At 35.7% G+C, this 24082-nt stretch carries 27 protein-coding genes; 26 read left to right on the top strand and 1 reads right to left on the bottom strand.

Going from position 1 to position 24082, the window contains the following annotated elements:
- Positions 1–4 precede the first annotated feature (4 nt).
- The 17 genes from OXPF_RS07080 to OXPF_RS07000 all read left to right on the top strand — a co-directional run bounded on the left by OXPF_RS07080 (position 5) and on the right by OXPF_RS07000 (position 18291).
- Positions 5–2104 carry a hypothetical protein gene (locus OXPF_RS07080; RefSeq protein ID WP_054874502.1) on the top strand — a complete coding sequence of 700 codons (2100 nt, stop codon included), beginning with the start codon at positions 5–7 and terminating at the stop codon, positions 2102–2104.
- A 10-nt stretch (positions 2105–2114) separates the two neighbouring features.
- Complete coding sequence (locus OXPF_RS07075) at positions 2115–3065, top strand: aldo/keto reductase (protein WP_054874501.1); 951 nt, start codon at positions 2115–2117, stop codon at positions 3063–3065.
- 119 nt (positions 3066–3184) lie between these two features.
- Positions 3185–3601 (top strand): Holliday junction resolvase RuvX, encoded by a 417-nt coding sequence (ruvX, locus tag OXPF_RS07070; RefSeq protein WP_054874500.1) that lies wholly within the window; start codon positions 3185–3187, stop codon positions 3599–3601.
- 63 nt (positions 3602–3664) lie between these two features.
- Complete coding sequence (locus OXPF_RS07065) at positions 3665–3922, top strand: DUF1292 domain-containing protein (protein ID WP_054874499.1); 258 nt, start codon at positions 3665–3667, stop codon at positions 3920–3922.
- Positions 3923–4049: 127 nt separating this feature from the next.
- The gene (locus OXPF_RS07060) at positions 4050–4505 is read left to right on the top strand and encodes a Fur family transcriptional regulator (RefSeq protein WP_054874498.1); all 456 of its coding nucleotides are present in this window, start codon (positions 4050–4052) and stop codon (positions 4503–4505) included.
- Positions 4506–4695: 190 nt separating this feature from the next.
- Positions 4696–6360, top strand: coding sequence for a ribonuclease J (locus OXPF_RS07055; protein ID WP_054874497.1), 1665 nt, complete (start codon positions 4696–4698; stop codon positions 6358–6360).
- Positions 6361–6584: 224 nt separating this feature from the next.
- Entirely contained in the window at positions 6585–8414 is a 1830-nt protein-coding gene (typA, locus tag OXPF_RS07050) for a translational GTPase TypA (RefSeq protein ID WP_054874496.1), read from the top strand.
- 96 nt (positions 8415–8510) lie between these two features.
- The gene (gene mltG, locus OXPF_RS07045) at positions 8511–9581 is read left to right on the top strand and encodes an endolytic transglycosylase MltG (protein ID WP_054874495.1); all 1071 of its coding nucleotides are present in this window, start codon (positions 8511–8513) and stop codon (positions 9579–9581) included.
- A gap of 60 nt (positions 9582–9641) precedes the next feature.
- Positions 9642–10301, top strand: coding sequence for an O-methyltransferase (locus tag OXPF_RS07040; RefSeq protein WP_054874494.1), 660 nt, complete (start codon positions 9642–9644; stop codon positions 10299–10301).
- On the top strand, positions 10294–11514 hold the full coding sequence (locus OXPF_RS07035) for a peptidase U32 family protein (RefSeq protein ID WP_054874493.1): 1221 nt from the start codon (positions 10294–10296) through the stop codon (positions 11512–11514). Before OXPF_RS07040 ends, OXPF_RS07035 begins: the two co-directional genes overlap by 8 nt.
- A 109-nt stretch (positions 11515–11623) precedes the next feature.
- The gene (gene sigK, locus OXPF_RS07030; RefSeq protein ID WP_054874651.1) at positions 11624–12331 is read left to right on the top strand and encodes an RNA polymerase sporulation sigma factor SigK; all 708 of its coding nucleotides are present in this window, start codon (positions 11624–11626) and stop codon (positions 12329–12331) included.
- Positions 12332–12430: 99 nt separating this feature from the next.
- A complete protein-coding gene (locus OXPF_RS07025) occupies positions 12431–12928 on the top strand; it encodes a YqeG family HAD IIIA-type phosphatase (protein ID WP_054874492.1) in 498 nt (165 codons plus the stop codon).
- Between the two features lie 4 nt (positions 12929–12932).
- The gene (gene aroE, locus OXPF_RS07020) at positions 12933–13790 is read left to right on the top strand and encodes a shikimate dehydrogenase (protein WP_054874491.1); all 858 of its coding nucleotides are present in this window, start codon (positions 12933–12935) and stop codon (positions 13788–13790) included.
- A 113-nt stretch (positions 13791–13903) separates the two neighbouring features.
- Positions 13904–15592 carry a GspE/PulE family protein gene (locus tag OXPF_RS07015; RefSeq protein ID WP_054874490.1) on the top strand — a complete coding sequence of 563 codons (1689 nt, stop codon included), beginning with the start codon at positions 13904–13906 and terminating at the stop codon, positions 15590–15592.
- An 11-nt stretch (positions 15593–15603) separates the two neighbouring features.
- Positions 15604–16659 carry a type IV pilus twitching motility protein PilT gene (locus OXPF_RS07010; protein ID WP_054874489.1) on the top strand — a complete coding sequence of 352 codons (1056 nt, stop codon included), beginning with the start codon at positions 15604–15606 and terminating at the stop codon, positions 16657–16659.
- A gap of 12 nt (positions 16660–16671) precedes the next feature.
- Positions 16672–17874 (top strand): type II secretion system F family protein, encoded by a 1203-nt coding sequence (locus OXPF_RS07005; RefSeq protein WP_054874488.1) that lies wholly within the window; start codon positions 16672–16674, stop codon positions 17872–17874.
- Between the two features lie 6 nt (positions 17875–17880).
- Complete coding sequence (locus OXPF_RS07000) at positions 17881–18291, top strand: hypothetical protein (RefSeq protein WP_054874487.1); 411 nt, start codon at positions 17881–17883, stop codon at positions 18289–18291.
- A 143-nt stretch (positions 18292–18434) separates the two neighbouring features.
- Here OXPF_RS07000 and OXPF_RS22400 read toward each other — a convergent pair whose 3' ends face one another.
- Positions 18435–18644: a hypothetical protein gene (locus tag OXPF_RS22400; RefSeq protein WP_160317172.1), complete on the bottom strand. Its 210-nt coding sequence runs from the start codon at positions 18642–18644 to the stop codon at positions 18435–18437.
- A gap of 246 nt (positions 18645–18890) precedes the next feature.
- Between OXPF_RS22400 and OXPF_RS23510 the strand changes: the two genes are divergently transcribed.
- The 9 genes from OXPF_RS23510 to OXPF_RS06950 are packed head-to-tail and all read left to right on the top strand — an operon-like array spanning position 18891 to position 23975.
- Entirely contained in the window at positions 18891–19292 is a 402-nt protein-coding gene (locus OXPF_RS23510; protein WP_054874485.1) for a type II secretion system protein, read from the top strand.
- A 5-nt stretch (positions 19293–19297) separates the two neighbouring features.
- Positions 19298–19762 (top strand): pilus assembly FimT family protein, encoded by a 465-nt coding sequence (locus OXPF_RS06985; RefSeq protein WP_054874484.1) that lies wholly within the window; start codon positions 19298–19300, stop codon positions 19760–19762.
- Between the two features lie 6 nt (positions 19763–19768).
- Complete coding sequence (locus OXPF_RS06980; protein WP_054874483.1) at positions 19769–20305, top strand: prepilin-type N-terminal cleavage/methylation domain-containing protein; 537 nt, start codon at positions 19769–19771, stop codon at positions 20303–20305.
- Between the two features lies 1 nt (position 20306).
- Entirely contained in the window at positions 20307–20804 is a 498-nt protein-coding gene (locus tag OXPF_RS06975) for a PilW family protein (protein WP_054874482.1), read from the top strand.
- A gap of 38 nt (positions 20805–20842) precedes the next feature.
- The gene (locus OXPF_RS06970) at positions 20843–21340 is read left to right on the top strand and encodes a hypothetical protein (RefSeq protein ID WP_160317171.1); all 498 of its coding nucleotides are present in this window, start codon (positions 20843–20845) and stop codon (positions 21338–21340) included.
- Positions 21327–21923 carry a PilN domain-containing protein gene (locus OXPF_RS06965; RefSeq protein ID WP_160317170.1) on the top strand — a complete coding sequence of 199 codons (597 nt, stop codon included), beginning with the start codon at positions 21327–21329 and terminating at the stop codon, positions 21921–21923. The genes OXPF_RS06970 and OXPF_RS06965 overlap by 14 nt, the downstream gene beginning before the upstream one ends.
- A 7-nt stretch (positions 21924–21930) precedes the next feature.
- The gene (locus OXPF_RS06960) at positions 21931–22551 is read left to right on the top strand and encodes a hypothetical protein (protein ID WP_054874479.1); all 621 of its coding nucleotides are present in this window, start codon (positions 21931–21933) and stop codon (positions 22549–22551) included.
- Complete coding sequence (locus OXPF_RS06955; protein WP_054874478.1) at positions 22544–23071, top strand: shikimate kinase; 528 nt, start codon at positions 22544–22546, stop codon at positions 23069–23071. Before OXPF_RS06960 ends, OXPF_RS06955 begins: the two co-directional genes overlap by 8 nt.
- Positions 23072–23120: 49 nt before the next feature.
- Positions 23121–23975: a TIM barrel protein gene (locus tag OXPF_RS06950; RefSeq protein WP_054874477.1), complete on the top strand. Its 855-nt coding sequence runs from the start codon at positions 23121–23123 to the stop codon at positions 23973–23975.
- The last annotated feature ends 107 nt before the right edge of the window (positions 23976–24082 follow it).

Below are 24082 nucleotides of genomic sequence, written 5' to 3'. Positions count from 1 at the left end.
ATACTTGCTTAAAAAAAAGCTCAAGATAATTTTAATTTGTATTTTGTCTTTAGTCTTTTTGCCAACTCATGCAATGGCAGAAGGACGAAAAAAAATTGTTATTATTACTATTAATACTATTAATTATAATGACCTTTTAGCCGATTCTTATTTTAAAGAATTGGCAAAGAATAGTATAATAGGTCTTATGAATTCAAAATCAAGTGGAAATATGAACGAGTACAAGCCATATTTAACTTTAGGAAGCGGCCAGAAATCGGACGCTTCTTTTGATTATACGGAAAGCATTAAAATCGATGAAAATACATCTTCAAAATATGAGGAAATAACATTAAATAGAAGCAGCATGGGTAATATTGCAAATTTATCCATTAACAAGCTTAAAAAATTGAATTCCAAAACATTATATAATGCCCTACCGGGTAAATTAGGGAGTATTTTAAAATCAAAGGGATTAAAGCGCTCATTTCTGGGAGGCTTCTTTTTTAATGGAAGTTACAAATCCCCGGGTTTTTTTGTTTTAATGGATGAAGATGGCTTAATAGATAAAGGTGAGATAGATGGTATATTTACAGATAATAAAATAGACCAAAAAAAATTATTTCAGGAATTTATAAATTACAAGGCTTCCTCAGATATTGTTCTAATAGAGCTTGGAGATATTGAAAGGCTGTATTTAAACAGGAGCCTTTATTCTGAAGCTGCTTATAATCAAAACAAAAATGAAATTTTAAGCAACTATGCATTAATTGTTCAGGATATTATAAACAACATGAATTTTGATAATGAAAAGCTTTTTATTTTAACGCCTTATTCTGCTGACATAAATAGAAATTCAGAGCTTCTAAGTCCATTTTTGATATATGACGGAGCCAGGGAAAGAGGAATTGCCACATCAAAATCAACAAGAAGGGAAGGCATAGTAACTGCCCTTGATTTTGCGCCTTCAGTATTAAAATATTTCAACATAAGTACCGAGAGTTTTTTAGGATATCCTATTGAAAGCATAGCAAAGTCCGATAATACAATTTTTTTGCAAAGCCTTGAAAAGAAGGTTTATTCAACATCCACCTATAGGTCTCCAATAATTAAAACCTATGCTGCCGCCATCATGATAACCCTTGTTTTATATTTATTAAAAAACCTTTTTAATATTGAATTGAGCTTATCAATATTAAATTTTATGATCAAATCCATTCTTTTGATTCCCTTTGCCTTTGTTATGGAAGGTATGATTGTTTTTGAAAACATCGCCATTAAGGGCTTGTTTATTATAAGCTTAAGCGTTGTTTTAGCAATAATCATTGACAGAATTGCAGAAAAAACAATCAACAGGGTAAAGCTTATTGCATTTATAAACAGCCTATGTTTAATAATTGATTTACTCACAGGTCAGAACTTATTAAAATACAGTATTTTCAGCTATGACCCATGTATAGGTGCAAGATATTACGGCTTGGGTAACGAATTTCTTGGAGTTATTGCAGGGTGTACCCTCGTTTTATTTGGTTTATCAATAGAAAGAGGCAAAAAATTATTCAGGTTATATATTCCATATTTAATTTTCGTAACCCTGATAACCGGCTTACCCAATACAGGCAGCAATGTGGGAGGTTTTCTAACTTTATTTATAAGCTTTACAATATATGTACTTTTAGAAAAAAATATAAGTTTTTTATCCTCACTTAAAATACTCTCATGCTCAATGCTGATTTCCTCAATTATTTTCATTTTTGCTAATTTGATTGCAGAGGATAAGGCTCATTTAGGCAAGATGTTTGATATGATTAATGCTGACGGAATTATTTATTTTTCAAACATTGTTTTAAGGAAAATCAATATGTCCTTAAAGCTTATAAAATACACCATATGGACAAAGGTTTTGGTGCTTTTGATAATTTCAGCTATAATATTGATAAAAAAACCCAATAAGGCTATGAAGGATCTATTTATTACAGCTCCATATACCAGAAATTTGATACTTGCCAGTTCAATATCAGGCTGCGTTGCCATTTTATTAAACGATTCCGGAATAGTTACCGCAGCTGTCATTATGTTATATACTGTATTTAGCATGATGCTTACTTTACAAACAAAAATTTAGAGGTGGAGTTATGGAATATAAAAGACTGGGCTCAACAAACCTTGAAGTTTCAAGGTTGTGCTTTGGTACTTTGACCATTGGACCCATGCAGGCTAAAAAATCCATCGAGGATGGCGCAAATATAATTGTAAAGGCTATAGAGCAGGGAATAAATTTTTTTGACACGGCAAAATTATACAATACCTATGGTTATTTAAGAAGGGCAATGGAGATAATGGGAAAAAATGATATAATCATTTCTTCCCGGTCTTATGATTATACCTATGATGGCATGAAGGAGAGCATAAATGAAGCTTTAACCGAACTTAATTTACCTTACATAGATATTTTCGGCCTTCATGAGCAGGAGAGCATATATACACTGCGCGGCCACAGCGATGCCCTTAAATGCTTAATCGATGCTAAAAACAGCGGTTTAATAAAAGCCATAAGCCTGTCAACCCATAATGTAAGCGGTGTGAAAGCCGCCTGTGATTGTCCCCAAATAGACATAATACACCCAATACTTAATTATAAGGGTATTGGTATAGTGGACGGCGGAGTAAAAGATATGCTTAATGCAATAAAAACTGCAAAATCAAAAGGCAAAGGTATATACAGCATGAAGCCCATCGCCGGAGGAAACTTAATAGGACATGTAAAGGAATGCTTCGATTTTGTACTCAATAATGAGGATATAGATTCCACAGCTGTCGGCATGCAATCGGTAAATGAGGTAACTGCAAACGTTTTAATGTTTGAAAGGAAAGAAGTTCCTGATTATATTGCAAATGATTTAAGGGAAACAAAGCGGCGTTTATTGATAGATTCCTGGTGCGAAGGCTGCGGGGCCTGTGCAAAGCGCTGTTCTTCAAAAGCGCTTTGCATTAAAGACGGCAAATCCCAAGTTAACATGGAATTATGCCGCCTCTGCGGATACTGTTCAACGGTCTGCCCCCAGTTTTGCATAAAAATTATTTAGTCCACATCAAATTCAAAAAAGCGACAAGCGGAGCGCGGCCGTTAAAATCAGGAAGACTTTCCGGCCGTAGAGCTCTTTAAAATTAGTTGCTGATAGAAATAGAAAAGTAGGTGATATTTATGAGGATAATGGGATTGGATATAGGAGATAAAAGAATAGGAGTGGCCATAAGCGACCCCTTAGGCTGGACAGCCCAGGGGATAAAGACAATAATAAGAGAAAGCCACAATAATAAAGATGTCGATGAAATAAAAAAACTAATAATAGATTATCAAGTGGATAAAATAGTAATAGGGCTACCTAAAAATATGAATAATACATTAGGACCCCAAAGCGAGAAAGTAATGGAATACGGCAAAATATTGGAAGAAGTGACAGGCAAGGAGATAGTTTATATTGACGAGAGGATGACTACCATGTCTGCTCATAGAACTCTAATTGAAGCGGATGTCTCCAGGAAGAAAAGGAAGGGAGTTGTTGACAAAATTGCAGCTGTTTACATATTGCAGTTATATTTAGACAGCGGTGGAAAATAATATTTGACACATTATTTAGGGTACTATAAAATAGCATTATATTAGTGAATTGAGGTGTATCGAATGGAAAACGAAGCCGAAAACATCATAACTCTTCTCGATGATGAAGGAAATGAAGTAGAGTGTGAAGTTATAGACATGTTTGAATTTGAAGAAAAAGAATATATAGTACTGCTTCCGGCAGACGAAGAGGATCCATATATACTTAGAGTTGATAAAGACGAGGATGGCAGCGAAATTTTTGCTGTTATTGAAGATGATGAGGAATTCGAGAAAGTAGCTGATGCTTACGACGAACTTCTTGAAGAAGATGAGAATTAGGTATGCCCTTCATGCATACCTTTTTAATTTGGAAGAAATTTAGAGATAATAAACTTATGTTGACATTTATTTCTAATAATTATAAACTTTAATTGATTGCAATTAAATTGATTTAGAAGGTGTACTCATGAATTCACCCAAAAATTCGGATATAGATGCTTTTAAACAGCACTTGAAGGACAGAGGATATAAGCTTACACCCCAAAGGAGAGCTGTACTGGATAAAATCATTGAAAACGAAGGCAAACATTTAACAACAGAAGAAATTTATGACCTTGTAAAAAGCGATTGTCCTGAAATCGGTCTTGCCACTGTTTATCGGACATTACAGCTTTTGGAGGAAATGAATCTAATATTTAAACTTAATCTGAATGACGGCATCAACAGATATGAGCTTGTTCACGATGAGGAAGATCACTATCATCATCATCTAATATGCGTAAAATGCGGCAAGGTCATCGAAGTGGAGGGCGACCTTCTTGAGGCACTTGAAAAAGAAGTTGAAAAACAGTACAAATTCAATATCACAAATCATCTGCTTAAATTTTTCGGTACCTGCGTTGAATGTGATAAAGAGCTGTAATCAGGCATTGAGTGTCAGGTTATAGCTCTTAAAAATGTGGCAATATTATTAAAGTAATGTGGAAGAATATGATATAGAGCAGCGTAATCTGGTCGTACTTGATAAGGATGTATGAATAAAGTATAATATGAATACTGAGTGTGAGCGGTATTTTTATAATAAAACCGGTTAATAAGGAGGGATATTTTTATTGGGAAAAAAAGAAAAACTGAAGATAATACCTTTAGGAGGACTAGGAGAAATCGGTAAGAATATGACTGTAATAGAATATAAAAATGATATTATAGTCATAGATTGCGGTCTGATGTTCCCTGAAGAAGAAATGCTCGGAATTGATATTGTTATCCCGGATATAACATATTTGTTGAAGAACAAGGATAAATTCCATGCAATTGTGCTTACCCACGGCCACGAGGATCACATAGGAGCGCTTCCATATATTTTAAAGCAGATAAACGTTCCTGTATACGGAACCAGACTGACCTTAGGTTTGGTAGAGAATAAACTGAAGGAACACGGGCTTTTAAAAGATGTGGATCTTAAGTGTATAAAGGCCAAGGATGTAATTAGGAACGGTGAAATGAGCGTGGAATTTATTAAGACCAGCCATAGTATCGCAGACTCCGTAGCTCTTGCGATACACACACCAGCCGGGACCGTAGTTCATACCGGAGATTTTAAAGTAGACTTTACTCCTATAGACGGCGATGTAATAGATCTTGCACGGTTCGCCGAGTTAGGAAAAGAAGGGGTGCTACTTATGATGGCAGACAGCACCAACGTTGAAAGGCCGGGGTATACTATGTCTGAAAGGACTGTAGGACAGACATTTCAGAACATTTTCAAGCAAGCCAAAGGAAGAATCATTGTGGCTACATTTGCGTCCAATATACACAGGGTACAGCAAATAATCAATGAGGCTGATGACTACGGTAAAAAAGTGGCTATATCAGGAAGAAGCATGGTTAATGTGGTGGATGTGGCTTATGAGCTTGGCTACTTAAACATTCCCGAGGGAGTGCTTATCGATATTGATGATATCGATAAATATTCAAACAGCGAGATAGTCATAATAACTACCGGCAGTCAGGGTGAAGCCATGTCTGCTTTAGTCAGAATGTCCACTTCAGAGCATAAAAAGGTAAATATAATTCCCGGGGATATGGTTGTTATTTCTGCTTCTCCTATCCCGGGAAACGAAAAACTTGTATCCAGGGTTATCAATCAATTGTTTAAAAAAGGTGCAGATGTTATATACGAAGATCTGGCAGATGTTCATGTTTCCGGTCATGCCTGCCAGGAAGAGTTAAAATTAATTCACACATTGGTAAAACCAGAATTTTTTCTTCCGGTACACGGGGAGTTCAGACATCTTAAACAGCACGGTCAACTTGCTCAAAAACTGGGCATGAATGAAGAAAATATTTTCCTTATGGAAAACGGTGCAGTACTTGAATTAAGCCATAAAAACGCAAAGATTACCGGCAGTGTTACTGCAGGGCAGGTGCTGGTTGACGGTCTGGGAGTAGGAGACGTGGGAAATATTGTTTTAAGAGACAGAAAACACCTATCTCAGGACGGAATATTGACTGTGGTAGTCACTATTTCAAAGGAAACTGGAGGCGTTATTGCAGGCCCTGATATAATTTCAAGAGGCTTTGTATACGTAAGAGAATCTGAAGACCTTATGGAGCAAGCAAAGGAAATTGTAAAAGAAGCCTTAGTAAAATGCGAAGAAAGACAGGTGACGGATTGGGCTACAATCAAAAATAACATAAAGGATTCATTAAGAAGCTATCTTTATGAAAAAACCAAGAGAAAGCCTATGATATTGCCTATAATAATGGAGATATAAAATAGAAGGTATTGAATTTATGAAATAAAAAATTAAAATGCCCAAATAGGCATTTTAATTTTTTATTATGTGTGCTAAGCTAAGGCGCAATCTAAATATTGACACATGTAACGGCTTTTATTAAAATTAGATGTTGTAAATATGGATGCTGATGTATCCTTATTTTTTTACTATAAATACTAAATAATATATATATCATTAATTTTAAAGGAGAAATCGGCATAATGTTTGTAAGAGAAGATATAAGAAACATTGCAATAATAGCCCATGTTGACCATGGAAAGACTACTCTGGTGGACGGAATGTTAAGGCAAAGCGGTATTTTCAGGACCAATGAAAATATAGTTGAAAGGGTTATGGATTCAAATGATTTGGAAAGAGAGCGCGGCATCACCATTTTATCTAAAAATACCGCCGTTAATTATAACGGAGTGAAGATAAATATAGTAGATACTCCCGGCCATGCTGACTTTGGGGGAGAGGTAGAGAGGGTACTTAAAATGGTAGACAGCGTACTTTTAGTCGTTGATGCCTTTGAAGGCCCAATGCCTCAGACTAAATTCGTCTTAAAAAAAGCCCTGGAATTGAATTTAAAGCCCATAGTTGTAGTAAATAAAATTGACAGACAGGACCAAAGGGCTCATGAAGTAATAGATGAAGTCTTCGAGCTCTTTATGGAGTTGGGTGCTGACGACGAACAGCTGGATTTTCCCATTGTATATGTATCCGCCAGGGAAGGTATAGCAAAATTAAATCTTGAGGATGAGGCTTTGGATCTTAAGCCTTTGTTTGATACCATAATAAAAAAGGTTGCGCCTCCATATGGCGAGGTTGACGGACCCTTTCAGATGCTTGTTACATCAATTGACTCAAATGAATATGTAGGCAGGATAGCCATAGGAAAAATTGTCAGAGGAAGGGTAAAAGAAGGAATGCAGGCTGCCCTAATCAGTAAGGATGGCAATATATCCAACGTTAAAATAAGCAACCTTTATGTTTTTTCAGGACTTAAAAGGACGAATGTGGATGAAGCTTACCTTGGTGATATCATCGCAGTATCGGGAATTGAAGATATTAACATAGGCGAGACTTTATCAGATGCTCAAAATCCTGAAGCGCTGCCTTTTGTGGATATTGATGAGCCTACCATCTCCATGACCTTCAGCGTAAACAACAGCCCCTTTGCAGGGCGTGAAGGGCAGTATGTAACTTCGAGGCATTTAAGAGACAGGCTTTTTAAAGAGCTGGAGACCAACGTCAGTATGAGGCTGGAAGAGACTGATTCTCCCGATTCCTATAAAGTATCGGGAAGAGGTGAGCTTCATCTATCCATATTAATAGAAACCATGAGAAGGGAAGGCTATGAATTCCAGGTATCAAAACCTATGGTTATATATAAGACCATAAATGGGAAAACCTATGAACCCTTTGAAATTTTAACCATTGATGTTCCTGAGGAATATATGGGTGTTGTCATGGAGAAATTGGGCATGAGAAAAGCCGAGATGATTAACATGACTGCAGCTGTTAACGGTTATGTAAGGCTGGAATTTAAAATCCCTTCCCGGGGACTTATAGGCTTTAGAAATGAATTTTTAACGGATACCAAGGGAAACGGTATAATGAATCATATATTTTCAAGCTATGAAGAATATAAAGGTGAAATACAGCAAAGGTTAAGAGGCTCCCTCATCGCTTTTGAAACAGGAGAAAGCGTGACTTATGGTCTTTATAATGCCCAGGGAAGAGGCATTTTGTTTATAGGTCCCGGAGTGCCTGTTTATGAAGGAATGATAATAGGAGAAAACGCCAGAATGGACGACATGGAGGTTAATGTATGCAAGAAAAAGCATGTTTCAAATATGAGGGCTTCAGGCTCTGATGAAACATTAAAGCTTACTCCTCCGAGGATAATGTCCTTAGAACAGGCTCTTGAATTTATAGCTTCAGATGAGCTTGTTGAGGTTACCCCAAAAAGCATAAGACTGAGAAAAAGAATATTGGACGGAAGCCAGAGAGCAAAGGAAGCAAAAAGAAAAATGTCCAATGAATAAATTGTTCATTTTTACTTAATCCGACACTTGTTGTAAATGACAGCCTTAAGTTATATAATTATACTATTGAATATACAAGAGAAAGCAGGTGGTTTCATGCCTAAAGGAAGTAAAAAATCCGCCGGAAAAGCAAAGGTAGGTATCATAGTATTTCTCATTATAATTGCTTTGATCTCAGCTTCAGCTTATGCAGCTGTTAATTATTATAATAAATCCATATATGAACCCGCAGGTGCTTCAGATGCTCCGATGCTGGAGGTTACCATAGAAAGCGGTTCAACATCCCAAGATATAATAAAAACTTTATTTAATGAAGGACTCATAAAAGATAAAAACTCCCTTAATATATTTATAAGGCTCAATAAATTATCTGGAAAGCTTATGGCAGGCAAGTATCAGTTAAGCAAGAGCATGAACGCTGCTGCAATAGTAGACAAGATTGCAAAGGGTGATGTAATAAGAGATACGGTAAAGGTAACCATACCTGAAGGATATGAAATTAAGGATATTGCATCAGTATTTGAAAAGGCAGGCCTTGTTGATAAGGAAACCTTTATGAATGCGGCTCAAACGGTGAATTTCGATTATGACTTTTTAAAGGACATCCCTGAAAGAGATATAAAGCTGGAAGGCTATTTATTTCCCGACACTTACGAATTTTCCAAAAATGTAACAGCCGAACAGATTATAAACAGGATGCTTTCAAGGTTTGATGAGATATACGATGAGGATATGAGAAAAAAGACTGAGGAATTAAACCTTACAATAGATAAAGTAGTGAATATGGCTTCCATTGTTGAAAGAGAAGCAAAGGTTGCAGAAGAGCGGCCCATAGTTGCGGCAGTATTTTATAATAGGATAAAAATCAATCAAAAACTGGAGTCCTGTGCTACTGTTCAGTATGCCCTGGGAGAAAGAAAAGAAAATCTTTTATATAAAGACCTGGAAATTGATTCTCCCTATAACACATACAAGCACAGCGGACTTCCCGTAGGCCCCATTGCCAATCCGGGGAAAGCTTCATTAATAGCAGCTTTAAATCCGGAAGATGTTGATTATTTGTATTTTGTAGTAAAGGACCAAAATGCCGGAACTCATGCTTTTTCAAAAACTTACTCGGAATTTTTAAGAAATAAAGATAATTATTACAAGAATGTAAATCAATAATAATGGGAAAATTATACATGGTTATGTCCATGTATAATTTTTTGAAACCCGGAGGTAAAATTGAGTAAAATTGTTTATGATTACATAGAAGAATATATAAGAAACCTTATACCAAAGGAAGATGACTTGCTTAAGGAATTGGAGGAATATGCTCTTCTTAATAATGTTCCTATTATTCATCCGGAAGTTGCACAATTGCTTTCATTTTTAATTAAGGTAAATAAGCCCCTAAAAATACTGGAGATAGGCACTGCAATCGGCTATTCGGCAATTGTTATGAAGAAAGCTGCTTTGTCTGGCAGAATTATCACCATAGACAGAGATTCAGATATGATAAAGCTTGCAGAGGAAAATATAAAAAAGGCTGGATTTCAAGATTCAATTGAAATAATAGAAGGCGATGCCCTTGATATACTCACAAATATGGACAAAGACTTTGATTTTATTTTTATAGATGCAGCCAAGGGTCAGTATATGGAATTTTTCCCTCACTGTCACAGAATGCTTAATAATGAAGGAATAATATTTGCAGACAATGTTCTTTTCCGTGGCATGGTGGCCACCAATGAGCTTCTCATAAGAAGAAAGATAACAATTGTAAAGAGGATGCGAAAATATCTTAAATTCATAACAGAAAATCATGATTATGAAACATCCATACTGCCCTTAGGCGACGGTGTTGCAATAAGTTTAAAAAGCGGAGGTTTGGCAAATGAATAAAATTGAACTTCTGGCTCCTGCAGGAAATATGGAAAAATTAAAGGTAGCTTTTAATTATGGGGCGGATGCCGTTTATATCGGAGGCCCATCCTATGGCTTGAGAGCATTTGCAGGAAATTTTTCAAATGATGAATTAAAAGAAGCGGTTTTATATGCTCATAAATTAAATAAAAAAATTTATGTGACGGTAAATATTTTCCCTCATAACGAGGATTTAAAGGGAATGGATGAATATTTAAAATACCTTTATGACCTTGGGACAGACGCCATAATCATATCCGACCCCGGCGTCTTTTCAATAGCCAAGGAGGCAGCACCTAAAATGGAGATACATCTTAGCACCCAGGCTAATAATGTTAATTATCGTTCGGCAATATTCTGGCATGGCTTAGGAGTAAAAAGAATAGTGTTAGCAAGGGAATTAAGCCTTGAGGAAATAAAGGAAGTAAGGGATAAGACACCATCAACACTGGATTTGGAAGCCTTTGTCCATGGGGCCATGTGCATATCCTATTCAGGACGGTGTCTTCTTAGCAATTACATGACGGGAAGAGATTCAAACAGGGGGGAATGCGCCCATCCCTGCAGGTATAAATATTACCTTATGGAAGAAAAAAGGCCGGGCAACTATATGCCTGTTGAAGAAGATGAAAGAGGCACATATATAATGAATTCCAAAGACCTTTGCATGATAGAATATCTGCCTGACATAATAAATGCCGGTATAACAAGCTTGAAAATAGAAGGAAGGATGAAGAGCTCCTTTTATGTTGCAACTGTAGTTAAAGCCTACAGAAAAGCCCTGGATGAATTTTTAAATAAGGGCAGTGACTATAAATTCAATCCTGAATGGCTCAAGGATTTGACAAAGGCCAGCCACAGGGAATTTTCCTCCGGATTTTATCACAACGATCCGGGACAAATATATGAAAACAGCTCTTATATAAGAGATTATGATATTGTAGGCTTAGTTCTTGATTATGATAAAAACAGCAAAACTGCATATATTGAGCAAAGAAACAGGGTATATAAAGGCGAAAGGGTGGAGGTTTTCGGTCCAAATTTCGATACCTTTGAATTAGAGCTTGATTGTTTAAGAAATGCTGATGGTGAAAGTATTGATGTAGCACCTCACCCTCAGATGAAATATTCCATAAAATGTGACAGGGAATTAAAACCTTTTGATATGCTTATAAAGCAAAAACCGGAATAAATTTAAAAAATTCATAAAATAATTTACCGGCATTAAAATAGTACATGCACACCCTAAATCCATGCTGCATATAATTAAGAATAACCGGCTTATGGGGGTGCATCAGATGATGTTAGAACTTTTTGCCTCTGTATTATCCTTTCTGGATAATATATTCTTCATGGTATCCTACGTTACAAACAACAATTCATTTCCCAAACCTCTCTCTGAAGAAGAGGAGCGATTTTTCATAGAGAAGTTTCAAAGTGGAGATGAAGAGGCTAGAAATATACTGGTCGAAAGAAACTTGAGGCTGGTAGCTCATATTGTTAAAAAATACAATTATACCGGCAAGGAAGTTGACGACCTTATTTCTGTAGGTACTATAGGGCTTATTAAAGCAATAACAACATTTGATAATGACAAAGGAACAAGACTGGCGACTTACGCAGCCAGGTGCATTGAAAATGAAATATTAATGATTATTCGTTCTACTAAAAAGAGCAAGTCCGAAGTATTTTTACAGGATCCTATAGGAGTAGACAAGGAAGGCAACGAAATATCCTTAATGGATGTCCTAGGCTCAGACAGTGATACCGTAGTTGATGAAGTGGAAAGCAAAATTCAGACTAAAAAATTATATAAAAAAATGGCATCCACCTTAAAAGGAAGGGAAAAGATGGTGCTAGAGTTAAGGTACGGATTGATAAGCGGAAAGAGCAAGACTCAAAGAGAAATAGCCCAGCTCTTAGGTATATCCAGATCCTATGTATCAAGAATCGAAAAAAGAGCATTAAAGAAGCTTGGCAAGGAGCTTAACCCTGAAAGCTGCAGGTAACTGCAGCTTATCTTTATGTAATGGTGTAAATACTATGAATGTTTACTATTTGTAAAAAATGTAATATTATATATGTATAATTGCCGTCAGAGGTGAAATATGGGAAAAAGTCTTTATCCTGATATCCATATCCCTTCAATTTATGATATTGACCTTTCATATTTAAAGAGCAAAGGCATTACAAACATGATAATAGACATAGACAACACCTTATCAAAATGGGGCAGCAAAATGCCTGATGAAAAGGTGTGTTCATGGATAAAGGGATCAAAAGCTTCAGGATTTAAAATTTGCATTCTGTCCAACAGCTCCAATAAAAGGATTTCCCTTTATTGTTCAGAGCTTAATGTTTTATTCTGCAAAAATGTAAGAAAGCCTTTAAAATCTTCATTTATAAATGCCATGAATCTGCTGGAATCCCAATTTTATAACACCTGTGTTGTCGGTGACCAGATTTTCACCGATATATTGGGGGGTAATAAATGCAGTCTTTTCACCATACTGGTAAACCCCATAGACAGAAATGAATTTATATTAACCCGAATTATTCGAATAATAGAAGCAAAGTTTCTAAAAAGATATTATATGAAGAGGTAGAAATATGAATGATAAAACAAGCATTTTCGGCTTATTAGGTTATCCCTTGGGGCACAGCCTTTCACCAAAGATACATAACGGTATTTATTCCCTTTATGATATAAATGCCATGTATAAACTTTTTCCTGTCCAGGAAGACATGCTTAATGATGCAGTTAAAGCGATAAAGGTTTTAAACATTTCAGGCTCAAATGTAACAATTCCCTACAAGCAAAAAATAATGCAATACTTGGATTTTATAAGTGATGAAGCTTTAAGTATCGGAGCGGTAAACACAGTTAAAAATGAGAATGGCATATTAAAAGGCTACAATACGGATTATTCGGGATTTAAAAAATCCCTGGATTACAATAGAGTGGATATAAACGAAAAAGATGTTTTTGTTCTAGGAGCCGGGGGGGCCGCCCGTTCCATTGTTCAATGCCTCTTAAACAACAAAGCCCAAATACATATTTTCGGAAGAACCGCTGACCGGGCATCTGTATTTATTGGTTCGTTAAAAGATACTCCATCAGAAATCTTACCCTGCGGCTTTGATGAGTTAAATGAAAAAATTAAATTCATGAACCCCCATATGATCGTAAACTGTACTCCTCTGGGTATGAAGGGCTTTGAAGGCAGCATACCTATAACTTCAAAAGATATCAAAGGGAATGTCAACGTTTTATACGATTTGATTTATAACCCAATTATGACGGATTTTCTGAAAATGGGTGAAGAGAGTGGCTGTAAAATCATAGGCGGTATGGATATGCTTCTCTTGCAGGCACTCGATGCAATTGAAATTTGGACCGGAAAAAGCTTTGATTTTTATTCCATTAAGGAATTTGCAGAACAGGAAGGAATAATTACCAACTTATAGGGTATATACTTAAGATAATGATTTCAACGCATAGCCATTTGAAATCATTTGACATAAAATTTGCAGAGCAAATTTCATGATATAATGAAACTATATATCTGAAGGGGATAAATTTGGTAAAAAAATTATCAAAACAAAATCTGGAGAATATATTTGAGGGATGGGGCATTACCAGAAATGATTTAAACAGAGCATCGGATATCCAAAGAAGAACAGGCAAAAATCTTTTGGATATTCTTGTTGAAGAGGGTATACTTTCCGAAAAAGAACTCATGTCTAAGCTTGAAAGGTATCTTGGAGTGAAGTGTGTGGACCTTGATGAATTTTCAATCCGCGAAGACGCCGTACTTTCCGTGTCCGAAGCCTTAGCAAGCAAATATAATCTCATACCCATTGATATGACAGAGGAAAAAATAATTGTGGCAATGTCCAACCCCTTTGATTTTTTTGCCCTGGATGATGTTAAATTTTCAACAGGCTTAGATTCACAGCCTGTTATATCCTCAAAAAAAGCTATAAAAAAAGCTATAGATAAACATTATATTAGGCAAAACACTAAAAAAGCCGCTGAAGATTTGAAAAAAGAATACATCACAAAGGATGAGCAGGAGCTAAAGGATACATCAATTGAAATAACCGATTATGCTCCGGCAGTCAGATATGTGAATAATATAATAAATCAGGCTGTAAGAATAAGAGCCAGCGATATACATATTGAACCCGGCGAAAAGTATTTTAAAATTCGTTTCAGGATAGATGGAAGCTTACGTGATATAAATAAAGATTCAATGGATACTTATGCGGCAATAATTACCAGAATCAAGATAATCTCTGAACTAAACATCGCAGAGCACAGGCTTCCCCAGGACGGGAGAGTTATACATACAATCGATGATAAAGAAATCGATATGAGGGTATCTGTACTTCCAACCATCTTCGGAGAAAAAATCGTAATAAGAATATTGAGCAGAAATTATCTTGCCTTAAATATAAATGATCTTGGAATATCAAGTGAAGATCTCTTTAAAATCCAAAATATGATAAAAGCACCTCATGGCATAATTTTAATTACAGGGCCGACAGGAAGCGGAAAAAGCACAACTTTATATACCCTTCTGAATTTATTGAATACACCGGATAAGAATATCATAACCATAGAAGATCCTGTAGAATACATGATAGAGGATGCAAGCCAGGTTCACGTAAATAATAAGTCCGGTCTTACCTTCGCTGCCGGATTAAGGGCAATATTAAGACAGGATCCTGATATTTTGATGATCGGTGAAATAAGAGATGATGAAACGGCAGAGATAGCAATACGTGCAGCTATAACAGGGCATCTTGTTTTATCCACTCTGCACACCAATGATGCTGCAAGTTCTGTAACCAGGCTTGTTGATATGGGAATTAAACCTTATTTAATATCATCCTCCCTGATTGGCACCATAGCACAAAGACTGGTGAGAAAAATTTGCCCTAATTGCAGATATGAATATTTTGCTGATTTAAATGAAAAAAGTATACTTGGGCTTGATTTTAAGAAACCTTATCCGATATATAAAGGTAGAGGATGTAATTTATGCAATCATACTGGTTATTACTTGAGGACCGGAATATACGAGATTATGGAGTTTAAAAAAATTCACAGAGAAGCTTTATCAAAAGATGCGGAGACTGAAGAATTGAGGGAGATCAGTATACAAAATGGTATGAAAACCTTGAGGCAAAATTGCACCGACCTTGTATTAAAGGGTACCACAACTATAGATGAATTGGTTAGAACAACATTTATGAAAGAGTAAGGAGATGTACAATGAAACTTAATGACCTTTTGATTGAAACCATGGACAGGAATGCATCTGATTTGCACATAACTGTAGGTATACCTCCGGCATTAAGAATTAACGGAAAACTTATACCCGTAGGCAATGAAAAGTTAACCCCCAAGGATATAGAGGGATTTACAAAAGACCTTTTTACTGATGAACAGTATGAAAAATATATGGAATTAGGTGAGATAGACCTTTCATATTCCGTTGCCGGCGTGGGACGTTTCAGAGTCAATGTTTACAGGCAGAGAGGCTCGGATGCCATGGCATTACGTGCTGTAGGCCTTAAAATTCCCACTCTGGATGGCTTGGATCATCCCCCCGTATTAGCCGAGCTGTCAAGAAGAAACAGAGGCCTTATATTGGTAACCGGGCCAACAGGGAGCGGTAAATCCACAACTTTGGCTGCTATGATAAATCAGATTAACAGCGAAAGAAATTGCCATATACTGACGCTGGAGGATCCAATCGAATTTTTGCATAAGCATGGTAAAAGCATAGTCAACCAAAGAGAAATAGGGCATGACAGCAAATCCTATGCCAATGCCCTTCGTGCAGCCCTCCGTGAAGATCCGGATGTAATTCTTGTAGGGGAGATGCGGGACTTAGAGACTATTTCAATAGCCATAACGGCTGCTGAAACAGGGCACTTGGTATTGTCCACGCTTCATACGATAGGCGCTTCCAAAACTATTGACAGGATACTTGATGTCTTTCCGCCTCACCAGCAACAGCAGGTAAAAGTACAATTAGCTGCAGTATTAGAAGGAATAGTATCCCAGCAATTAATTGAAAAGGCAGACGGGAACGGAAGGGTAGCAGCCTTGGAAATATTGGTTGTTACGCAGGCTATAAGAAACTTAATCAGAGAGGGAAAAACCCATCAGATAGATTCATCCGTACAGACAGGAGCAAAATACGGAATGAAATCCATGGATATGTCTTTAATTGAATTGTATAGAAAAGGCCTTATAAGTAAAGAATCCTTGATGACATATTGTATAGACAGAGAAATCGTTTCAAGGATGATAAATATATAAAGAGGAATTTATATGCCTGAATTTATATACAAAGCAAAAAGCCGCCATGGAAAAGTTCTCAAGGGGACCATGGATTTAGCCGATAGGGCTTTGGTAATCAAATCTCTTAAGGAAAAAGGCTATTTCCCCTTTGAAATCGCAGAGGCTTATCCTAAAAGATATATAAACCATCATTTGCTTAATAGGGTAAGCCTTAAAGATATTTCCGTGTTTTGCAGGCAGTTTTCTGCCATCGCTGCTTCAGGCATAACCATAGTTAAAGGCCTTGATATTTTAAGGCAGCAAATAGACAATAAAGTTTTTAGGCAAGTTTTGACAAAGGTTTACGAAGAGGTTCAAAAGGGTAAAGCACTGTCACAATCAATGGGGCAGTTTAAAGTGTTTCCGGATTTATTAGTAAATGTCATTGAAGCAGGAGAAGTTTCCGGCAGATTGGATGAAGCATTTAAAAGAATGGCTATTTATTATGATAAGGAAAATGCCCTTAAAAACAAAATTATATCAGCTCTTGTATACCCTATGGTTGTCATGTGCGCAGCAATTGCCGTAATTGTATTTTTAAACTTCGGCGTGCTTCCGATGTTTGCCGAGACGTTTAAAAGCTTTAATGCAGAGCTTCCTCTGCCGACAAAAATCATTATAGGTTTAAACCATCAGCTTAAGAATTACTGGTATTTTTTTCTATCTGCTTCTTTCTTGGCTATATACTTATCAATTAAGTATATAAAGACTCCGAAGGGACGATATAAATATCATCATTTTCTCCTTAAGCTGCCTTTGATTGGTGACATAAACAAGGAAAGGGTAGCCTCAAGATTTTCCAAAACTTTGTCTATGCTTTTAGAGAGCGGCATCCCCCTTTTGAAGGCAATGGATGCAGTTGAAAAAACTATTTCCAATGCCGTTGTTGAAGAAGGCATATTAAAATGCAAGGATGAATTAAAGAATGGAGCCGGCCTTCTAGATACTATATCCTCCATAAAAGTCTTTCCATCCATGCTGCTTGAAATGGTAAGAATAGGAGAAGAAACAGGAACATTGGACATGATGCTTTCAAAGGCATCGGATTTTTATGATGATGAAGCAGATGAAATGATATCAAGACTTTCAACATTGGTTGAACCCATAATAATAGTATTCCTTTCGGTGATTGTAGGTTTCATAATAGTATCCATTCTTCTTCCCATGATGGATATGTATAAATATATGGGGTAGAAGAAAATGATGAAATTTAATATATACAGAAAACTTAAGGCATATACTATACTGGAAATCGCCCTTTGTCTCTCAATGATAGCATTGTTTGCTCTCATGATTTATCCTAAAATGTCTGCCAATAAAGAAGAGGCATTATTAAAATCTGACGAGCTGACAGGACTCTTAATTGCTCATGCCGTAAGCGATGCCATTGATGATAAAAGAATCATCAATAAATCTTCGAGCACTCAACCTTCGGCAATCAACATGAATTCAATAAAAGAGTATTTGAATTTTACACCTGAGGTTAAAAGCATAAATGTTCCGGATGCGGATTTTAAAATATATATAGATATGTCTGGAAACATAATAGTAAAAATATATAATCCTATAAAAGATACAGAAATGCAGCTTGTAAAGCTGCCTAAAAGCTGATAAGTCCCTTTTGTTTATATAAAAACCTATAAAGGCTGTAACTTAATTCTGCCTTTATAGGTTTTTTATTACGAAGTAATAAGGTTGTCAGGACCTGCCGGTAATTTATGATTTCTATAGCCGGCAAGTTCTTATGTTTTTATTCAGCGAGGCAATCCCTGGGGGCCTGTTATTGCTCCATAAAATGTAATCTCACTGGCAATAGGTGAGTAAGTAGGATATATACTAAAAAGGGTTTCCATAGGCGATACAATGTATATTCCCGTAAGATGAGGCGTAGCCGGAGGAGTGAGGGAATATGGATTACTTATGTTTCCTGGGTTATTCATCATCTCTGCACTTAAATATCTCATATAGAGCAGGCAGCAGCAACATGGACATAAAATTATATACATTATTATCCTCAACATATTTTAATTATAATTTATAGTATGCACTAAGTCTTTCATTGCCCCATAATTCTTTTTAAAAAGTTCAAATAATAATAACCTCTATGTTTATCTATAAAAATTAAAGTCAATACTTGTAATACTTAATTTGATAGCACTAGTGCTAAGACAGGCTTTAATCATTGGATAAGCTAAAATGGAGGTTTTGTTATGAAAAGGAAAAAAGGCTTTACTTTAATAGAGCTTATAGCCGTGGTAGCCATTATGGGAATTATGGCTGTGCTTATATTGCCTAAGGTGTCCGGCTACTCAGAGGCAGCCATGCTGGCCAGGGCAAGGGCTGATTTTACCATGGTAAGGAATGCTATTGAAAGATACGATATAGAACACAATACACCCTTAGAAGACTTAAATGATCTATTGGAAAATAAGGCGGATGACACGATAGACGGTTCCCGTAAGGGTCCATATATATCAAAAATACCTGATTTTTTAAATGGAGTTGACGACTTGAATATTATCAGAGATACTTCACTTGAACTAATAAAAATTATAGGCGGAACACCTATGATAGAAGAAATACCGGCTGTCACAGGTACAGATGAAGAATAAATGTCATGAATAAGAAAAAGGGAATGACCTTAATAGAGCTCATATCGGCAATTGCCATAATAAGCATAATAACGGGAATAAGCATGCCCCTTTTCAATAATTTTTCCTATAAGAATCAGCATACAATGCTTGATATCGCAGCAAAAGAGCTTTTAAGTGATTTAAGGCTGGCACAATCAAAAGCCCGTTCGGAAGGGTATACCTATCATGTTTACTTTAATCGCACCAACAACAGCTACATGATATACAGCTATAAAAACAGCTATGATAATGTGTATAAAAATAAGAAACTTCCTGCCGGCATAGGATTCGATAATATATATTCAACATATAAGGATAACAAAGTATCCTTTAACAGCAATGGGCATGCTGTTCCTTATCCCTGCACCGTGTCTCTTACAAACAATTTTAAAGAGTTTAGAAAAATAACCATAACTGTGGGCAGCTATTATATAAGCATAAGGGATTGAATATAAATGTCTAAGCTTAAAAATAAAGGCTTTACTCTTATAGAGCTTTTATATTGCACGGCAATTTTGAGTATAATCCTGATACCTCTTCTGAATACCTTCACCCTTTCGTTAAAAAACAACAAAGATGCGGAAGTAAAGAGTAAAACCACGGATGTTGCCAAAAGCGTCATGGAATATTATAAAAGCAATAAAAACTCAGGGGATATGCATATCTCCTCTTTTAACAAGCTTAAAAAAGTAATTTTTGATATTGTAAAGAGCAGCGATACTGGTTCCTATGCCACAATATATGTTTTTCATAATAGTGAGGAAGACCTTGTAAATTCCCTCAACAAATATGATTTTTCAATTAAGGGAGAAGGCAGAGAGGATTTTGAGGGAATGAAAAATATAGGGCTTCGCTTAGATTTCGACTATGCGATAAAGATAATATTAACAGTTAAAGAAGCAAGGATTATTAAAATAGATATAGCAGTTTGGGACAGGATACAGGGCGAAAAAAGCAAGGTAAACCTAATATCTTTAAAAGGCGGCTATTAATATGAAAATCGTAAAAAAGAGCAATGGATACACCCTCATAGAATTGCTTTGCACAATTTCAATTCTTTCCTTGGTTACAGCCATGTCTTATGAAATTTATTCTTATTCTCTAAAAGCTTATAAGGAATACGATATAACCTGGGAGATTCAGCAGGATTTAAGGCATGCCTTAGATGCAATAGCCGTTGATGTGAGAAATGCCGATATTTTATCAGTAGCAAAGGGTGATTGGGAAGATGAAGGAAAGTCCATATTAACCCTAAATGTGAAAGGCAAAGCTGTAATAATAAAGTGGACATATGATAGCGACAAACAAAGGGCTTTATACCGTATAGTAAATAATTCAAAAAACCTTATAATCAGAAACATAGAGGATATTGCTTTTGATAATAAGGAAGGCTTTCTTAAAATATCAATAACCACTGAAAAGTACGGTAAAACATATAATTCTTCTGTAGTGATCTCAAAAAAGGTTGATAAATTTCAGGTGAATTTATGAAGCATAAAGGAGCGATATCAGTTATAGTCCTTATTACTATGAGTTTTATTGCAATGCTATCTTCCGTTCTTGCAACAGTAACATATAATGAAAAATTGATGTCATCGGCCTATTATAATAAAGAATGTGCCTATTATATTGCCGAAGCCGGAATAGAACGTGCTTTAACAATAATTGACAGAGAAATAAACAAACGCCTTGAAGAAATATCATATATTGAAGAAGATGAAGACTTTATAAATCTTACAATAAGTATGGAAATCCGGAACTTTTTTAGTCCCCTAAAATCTAATTGCTTTGATGAATTGATCAAGGAGTACGAAAAAGCTTCTGGCAAAGACTCGGCTATATTTCCCCAAATCATAGAAAAGCCAAGCTATTATGATGTTAAAGCTGAATTGGATGATATATATAAAAGGACATTCATATTGACTTCCACAGGATATTATTCATATTCTATGATTACCATTACTGCAAGGTATTTAATTCAGGAAACAGCTGACGCCTATAAGCTGATTTGCCTTGACTGGAATTAAAGTGAGATTTAAATTAATTTATGCAAGGAGTAATCCAATGGATGATATAAACCTCATTCCTTATGAAATACGAATAAGGGAAGAAAACTATAAAAAGAGGATAATGTATTTTACATGGTCTTTTGTTTTAATTATTTTTATAGCAGTAATTACTTATTTACCTATTTTTTTAAAGAATAGGGCTCAAAATGAAACCTCTATTATTGAAACAGAAATTGCAGAGCTTTCATATATAAAAAACGAATTGGAAAGCCTTAAGCTGCAAAAAGAAAGAATACAATCTACAATAGAATTTTTTAATGACATCAACAAGGATAACATTAGCTCCTCTGATATTATTAATGAATTATCAGCAATGATACCATCAGACATAACCGTTCTCGAATATAATTCAACACGAGATTTGATAAATCTTGACTGCACATCAAAAAACCAGCAGTCCATAGCGGTTTTTTTGAGTAAGCTTGAGAGCTCTGAAAAATTACATAATGTTTATATAAGCGATATCGACTCCCGGTACAATAATTCACAATACAATTTTTCACTATACTTCAATACAGTGAAAACAGAAGAGGAGCAGTGAAATTATTATGATTTTATCAAAACGCGAGAATATACTGGTTTTCTTATCATCCATATCGTTATTTGTATTTTTGTATTATCAATCAATATTGGAACCCCTTATAAAAAATACAGTAAATACCTATAATACCCTTGAAACAAACAGGCAAATTTTAAATGACCTAAAGCTTAAAAAGGAGAATATGGATACCTTGACAAGCCAGGTGGATCTATTGGCCGTACAGGCTTTGAAATATGATGATTATATTCCCCCATTCCGCAAGATTTCAGATATAATAAAGGAGATTGAGGCCATAGCTTTGGAATCCTCATGTACAATTGAAAAACTCAATATAGGAACTCCTTTAAATAATGATAATGAAACTGAAAATATAAATGAAGCTTTCTTATTATCCACCCTAAATTATAATATAAGAGGAGAATATAAAAGTATAATTTCTTTTTTAAACAAAATCGAGTACAATATAAATAAAATGTCAGCAGATAATTTAACCATTATAAGAGATGAAAATGCAGAAAGTCTCATTGCTATATTGGATATAAATTTTCTATATTTAAAAGAAGAGGATTCTTATTTTTATGATTATCCCATACAAGGCATGACAAGCAAGGAGAACATGTTTGAGTGAGGTTAATATGAGGAAAGGTAATATCGCTTTAATCGGATTTATGGGGACCGGCAAAACTACAACAGGAATGATATTAAGCGAAAAATTAGGCTATAGATTTGTTGATTCCGATGATGAAATACAAAATAAATGCGGGCTTTTAATCAGTGAAATTTTTAAAACAAAAGGGGAAGACTATTTTAGATATATTGAAATGCAGGTCATTAAGGAGTTATCCAATCAGGATAAAAGCATAATAGCCTGCGGCGGAGGCGTGGTTAAAAGCCCCGAAAACGTTTCAAATCTTAAGAAAAGAGGTATCATTGTCTGTTTGACTGCCGATAAGGACATCATTTATGACAGGATATCCGGCAACGATACACGGCCTTTAGTTGCAGGAAAATCAAGAGAAGAAGTATATAACCTTATTGAGGAAAGGAAACAGTTATATACCGCCGCTGACATATTTATTGATACATCGTATGATTCTCCGCTCATTGTAGCCAACAGGGTTATGGACACATTTAGGTTATATAGATAAATAAGCCTGGATTAGACCAGGCTATTTTACTTTAGAAAGGGGTTTAATTATGCCTCCAAAATTTGGACCGGCAGGAAATTCAGAATCTTTTTATGAACAAGGGCATAAATCATCCCTTGAGATGCCTGCGTGGCTGAAGGATATGGGCCTTGATGCTTACGAATATTCCTTAAGCCGCGGAATAAATATTAAAGAAGATACTGCAATTAAACTGGGAGAAAAAGCAAAAGCTTACAACATTCATTTAAGCATTCATGCTCCCTATTATATCAATCTTGCAAGCCAGGATGCAGAAAAATTAAATAATTCAATCAATTATATAATCAATTCTGTAAAAGCTGCCATCTGGATGGGAGCTAAAAGAGTCGTTTTTCATCCCGGCTCCTGCAGCAACATGGACAGAAAATTTGCATTAAATTGTGCTATTGATGCCTTGAAAAGTACCCTTTTTATCATTAAGGAAATGAAATGCGAGGACGTAATAATATGCCCTGAAACCATGGGGAAAAGGAACCAGCTGGGCACTTTAGATGAGGTATTAGAGCTTTGCCGCCTTAATGAAGGCCTTACACCAACAATAGATTTTGGCCACATTAATGCATTAGGCCAGGGGAGCTTAAAATCAAAGGAAGATTTTGAAGCGGTACTCATAAAAACAAAAAACAGTCTGGGAGAATACAGGCTTAAAAACCTTCACTGCCACTTCAGCCGCATTGAATTTACTAATAACGGTGAAAAAAAGCACTGGACATATAAAGATGTACAATATGGCCCCGATTTTCCTCCTTTGGCAGAGCTGCTTGTTAAATATCATATGAATCCTGTAATTATTTGTGAGTCCCGGGGAACAATGGCTGAAGATGCTCTGGAAATGAAGAATATATATCAAAGCTTCCTTAAATAAAAGCAATAAATGAAAATACATTTGCTAAAAATATAAAGTATCTGGTAGAATATCTATTGTATAATAAATAATGGCAATTATGTGTTTATTCATAGTCTATTTATTTG

The organism is Oxobacter pfennigii (assembly GCF_001317355.1).
Taxonomy (GTDB): Bacteria; Bacillota; Clostridia; order Clostridiales; family Oxobacteraceae; genus Oxobacter; species Oxobacter pfennigii.
Note: the sequence above shows the minus strand (reverse complement) of the source record. Positions and strands in the feature narration are given on the sequence as shown.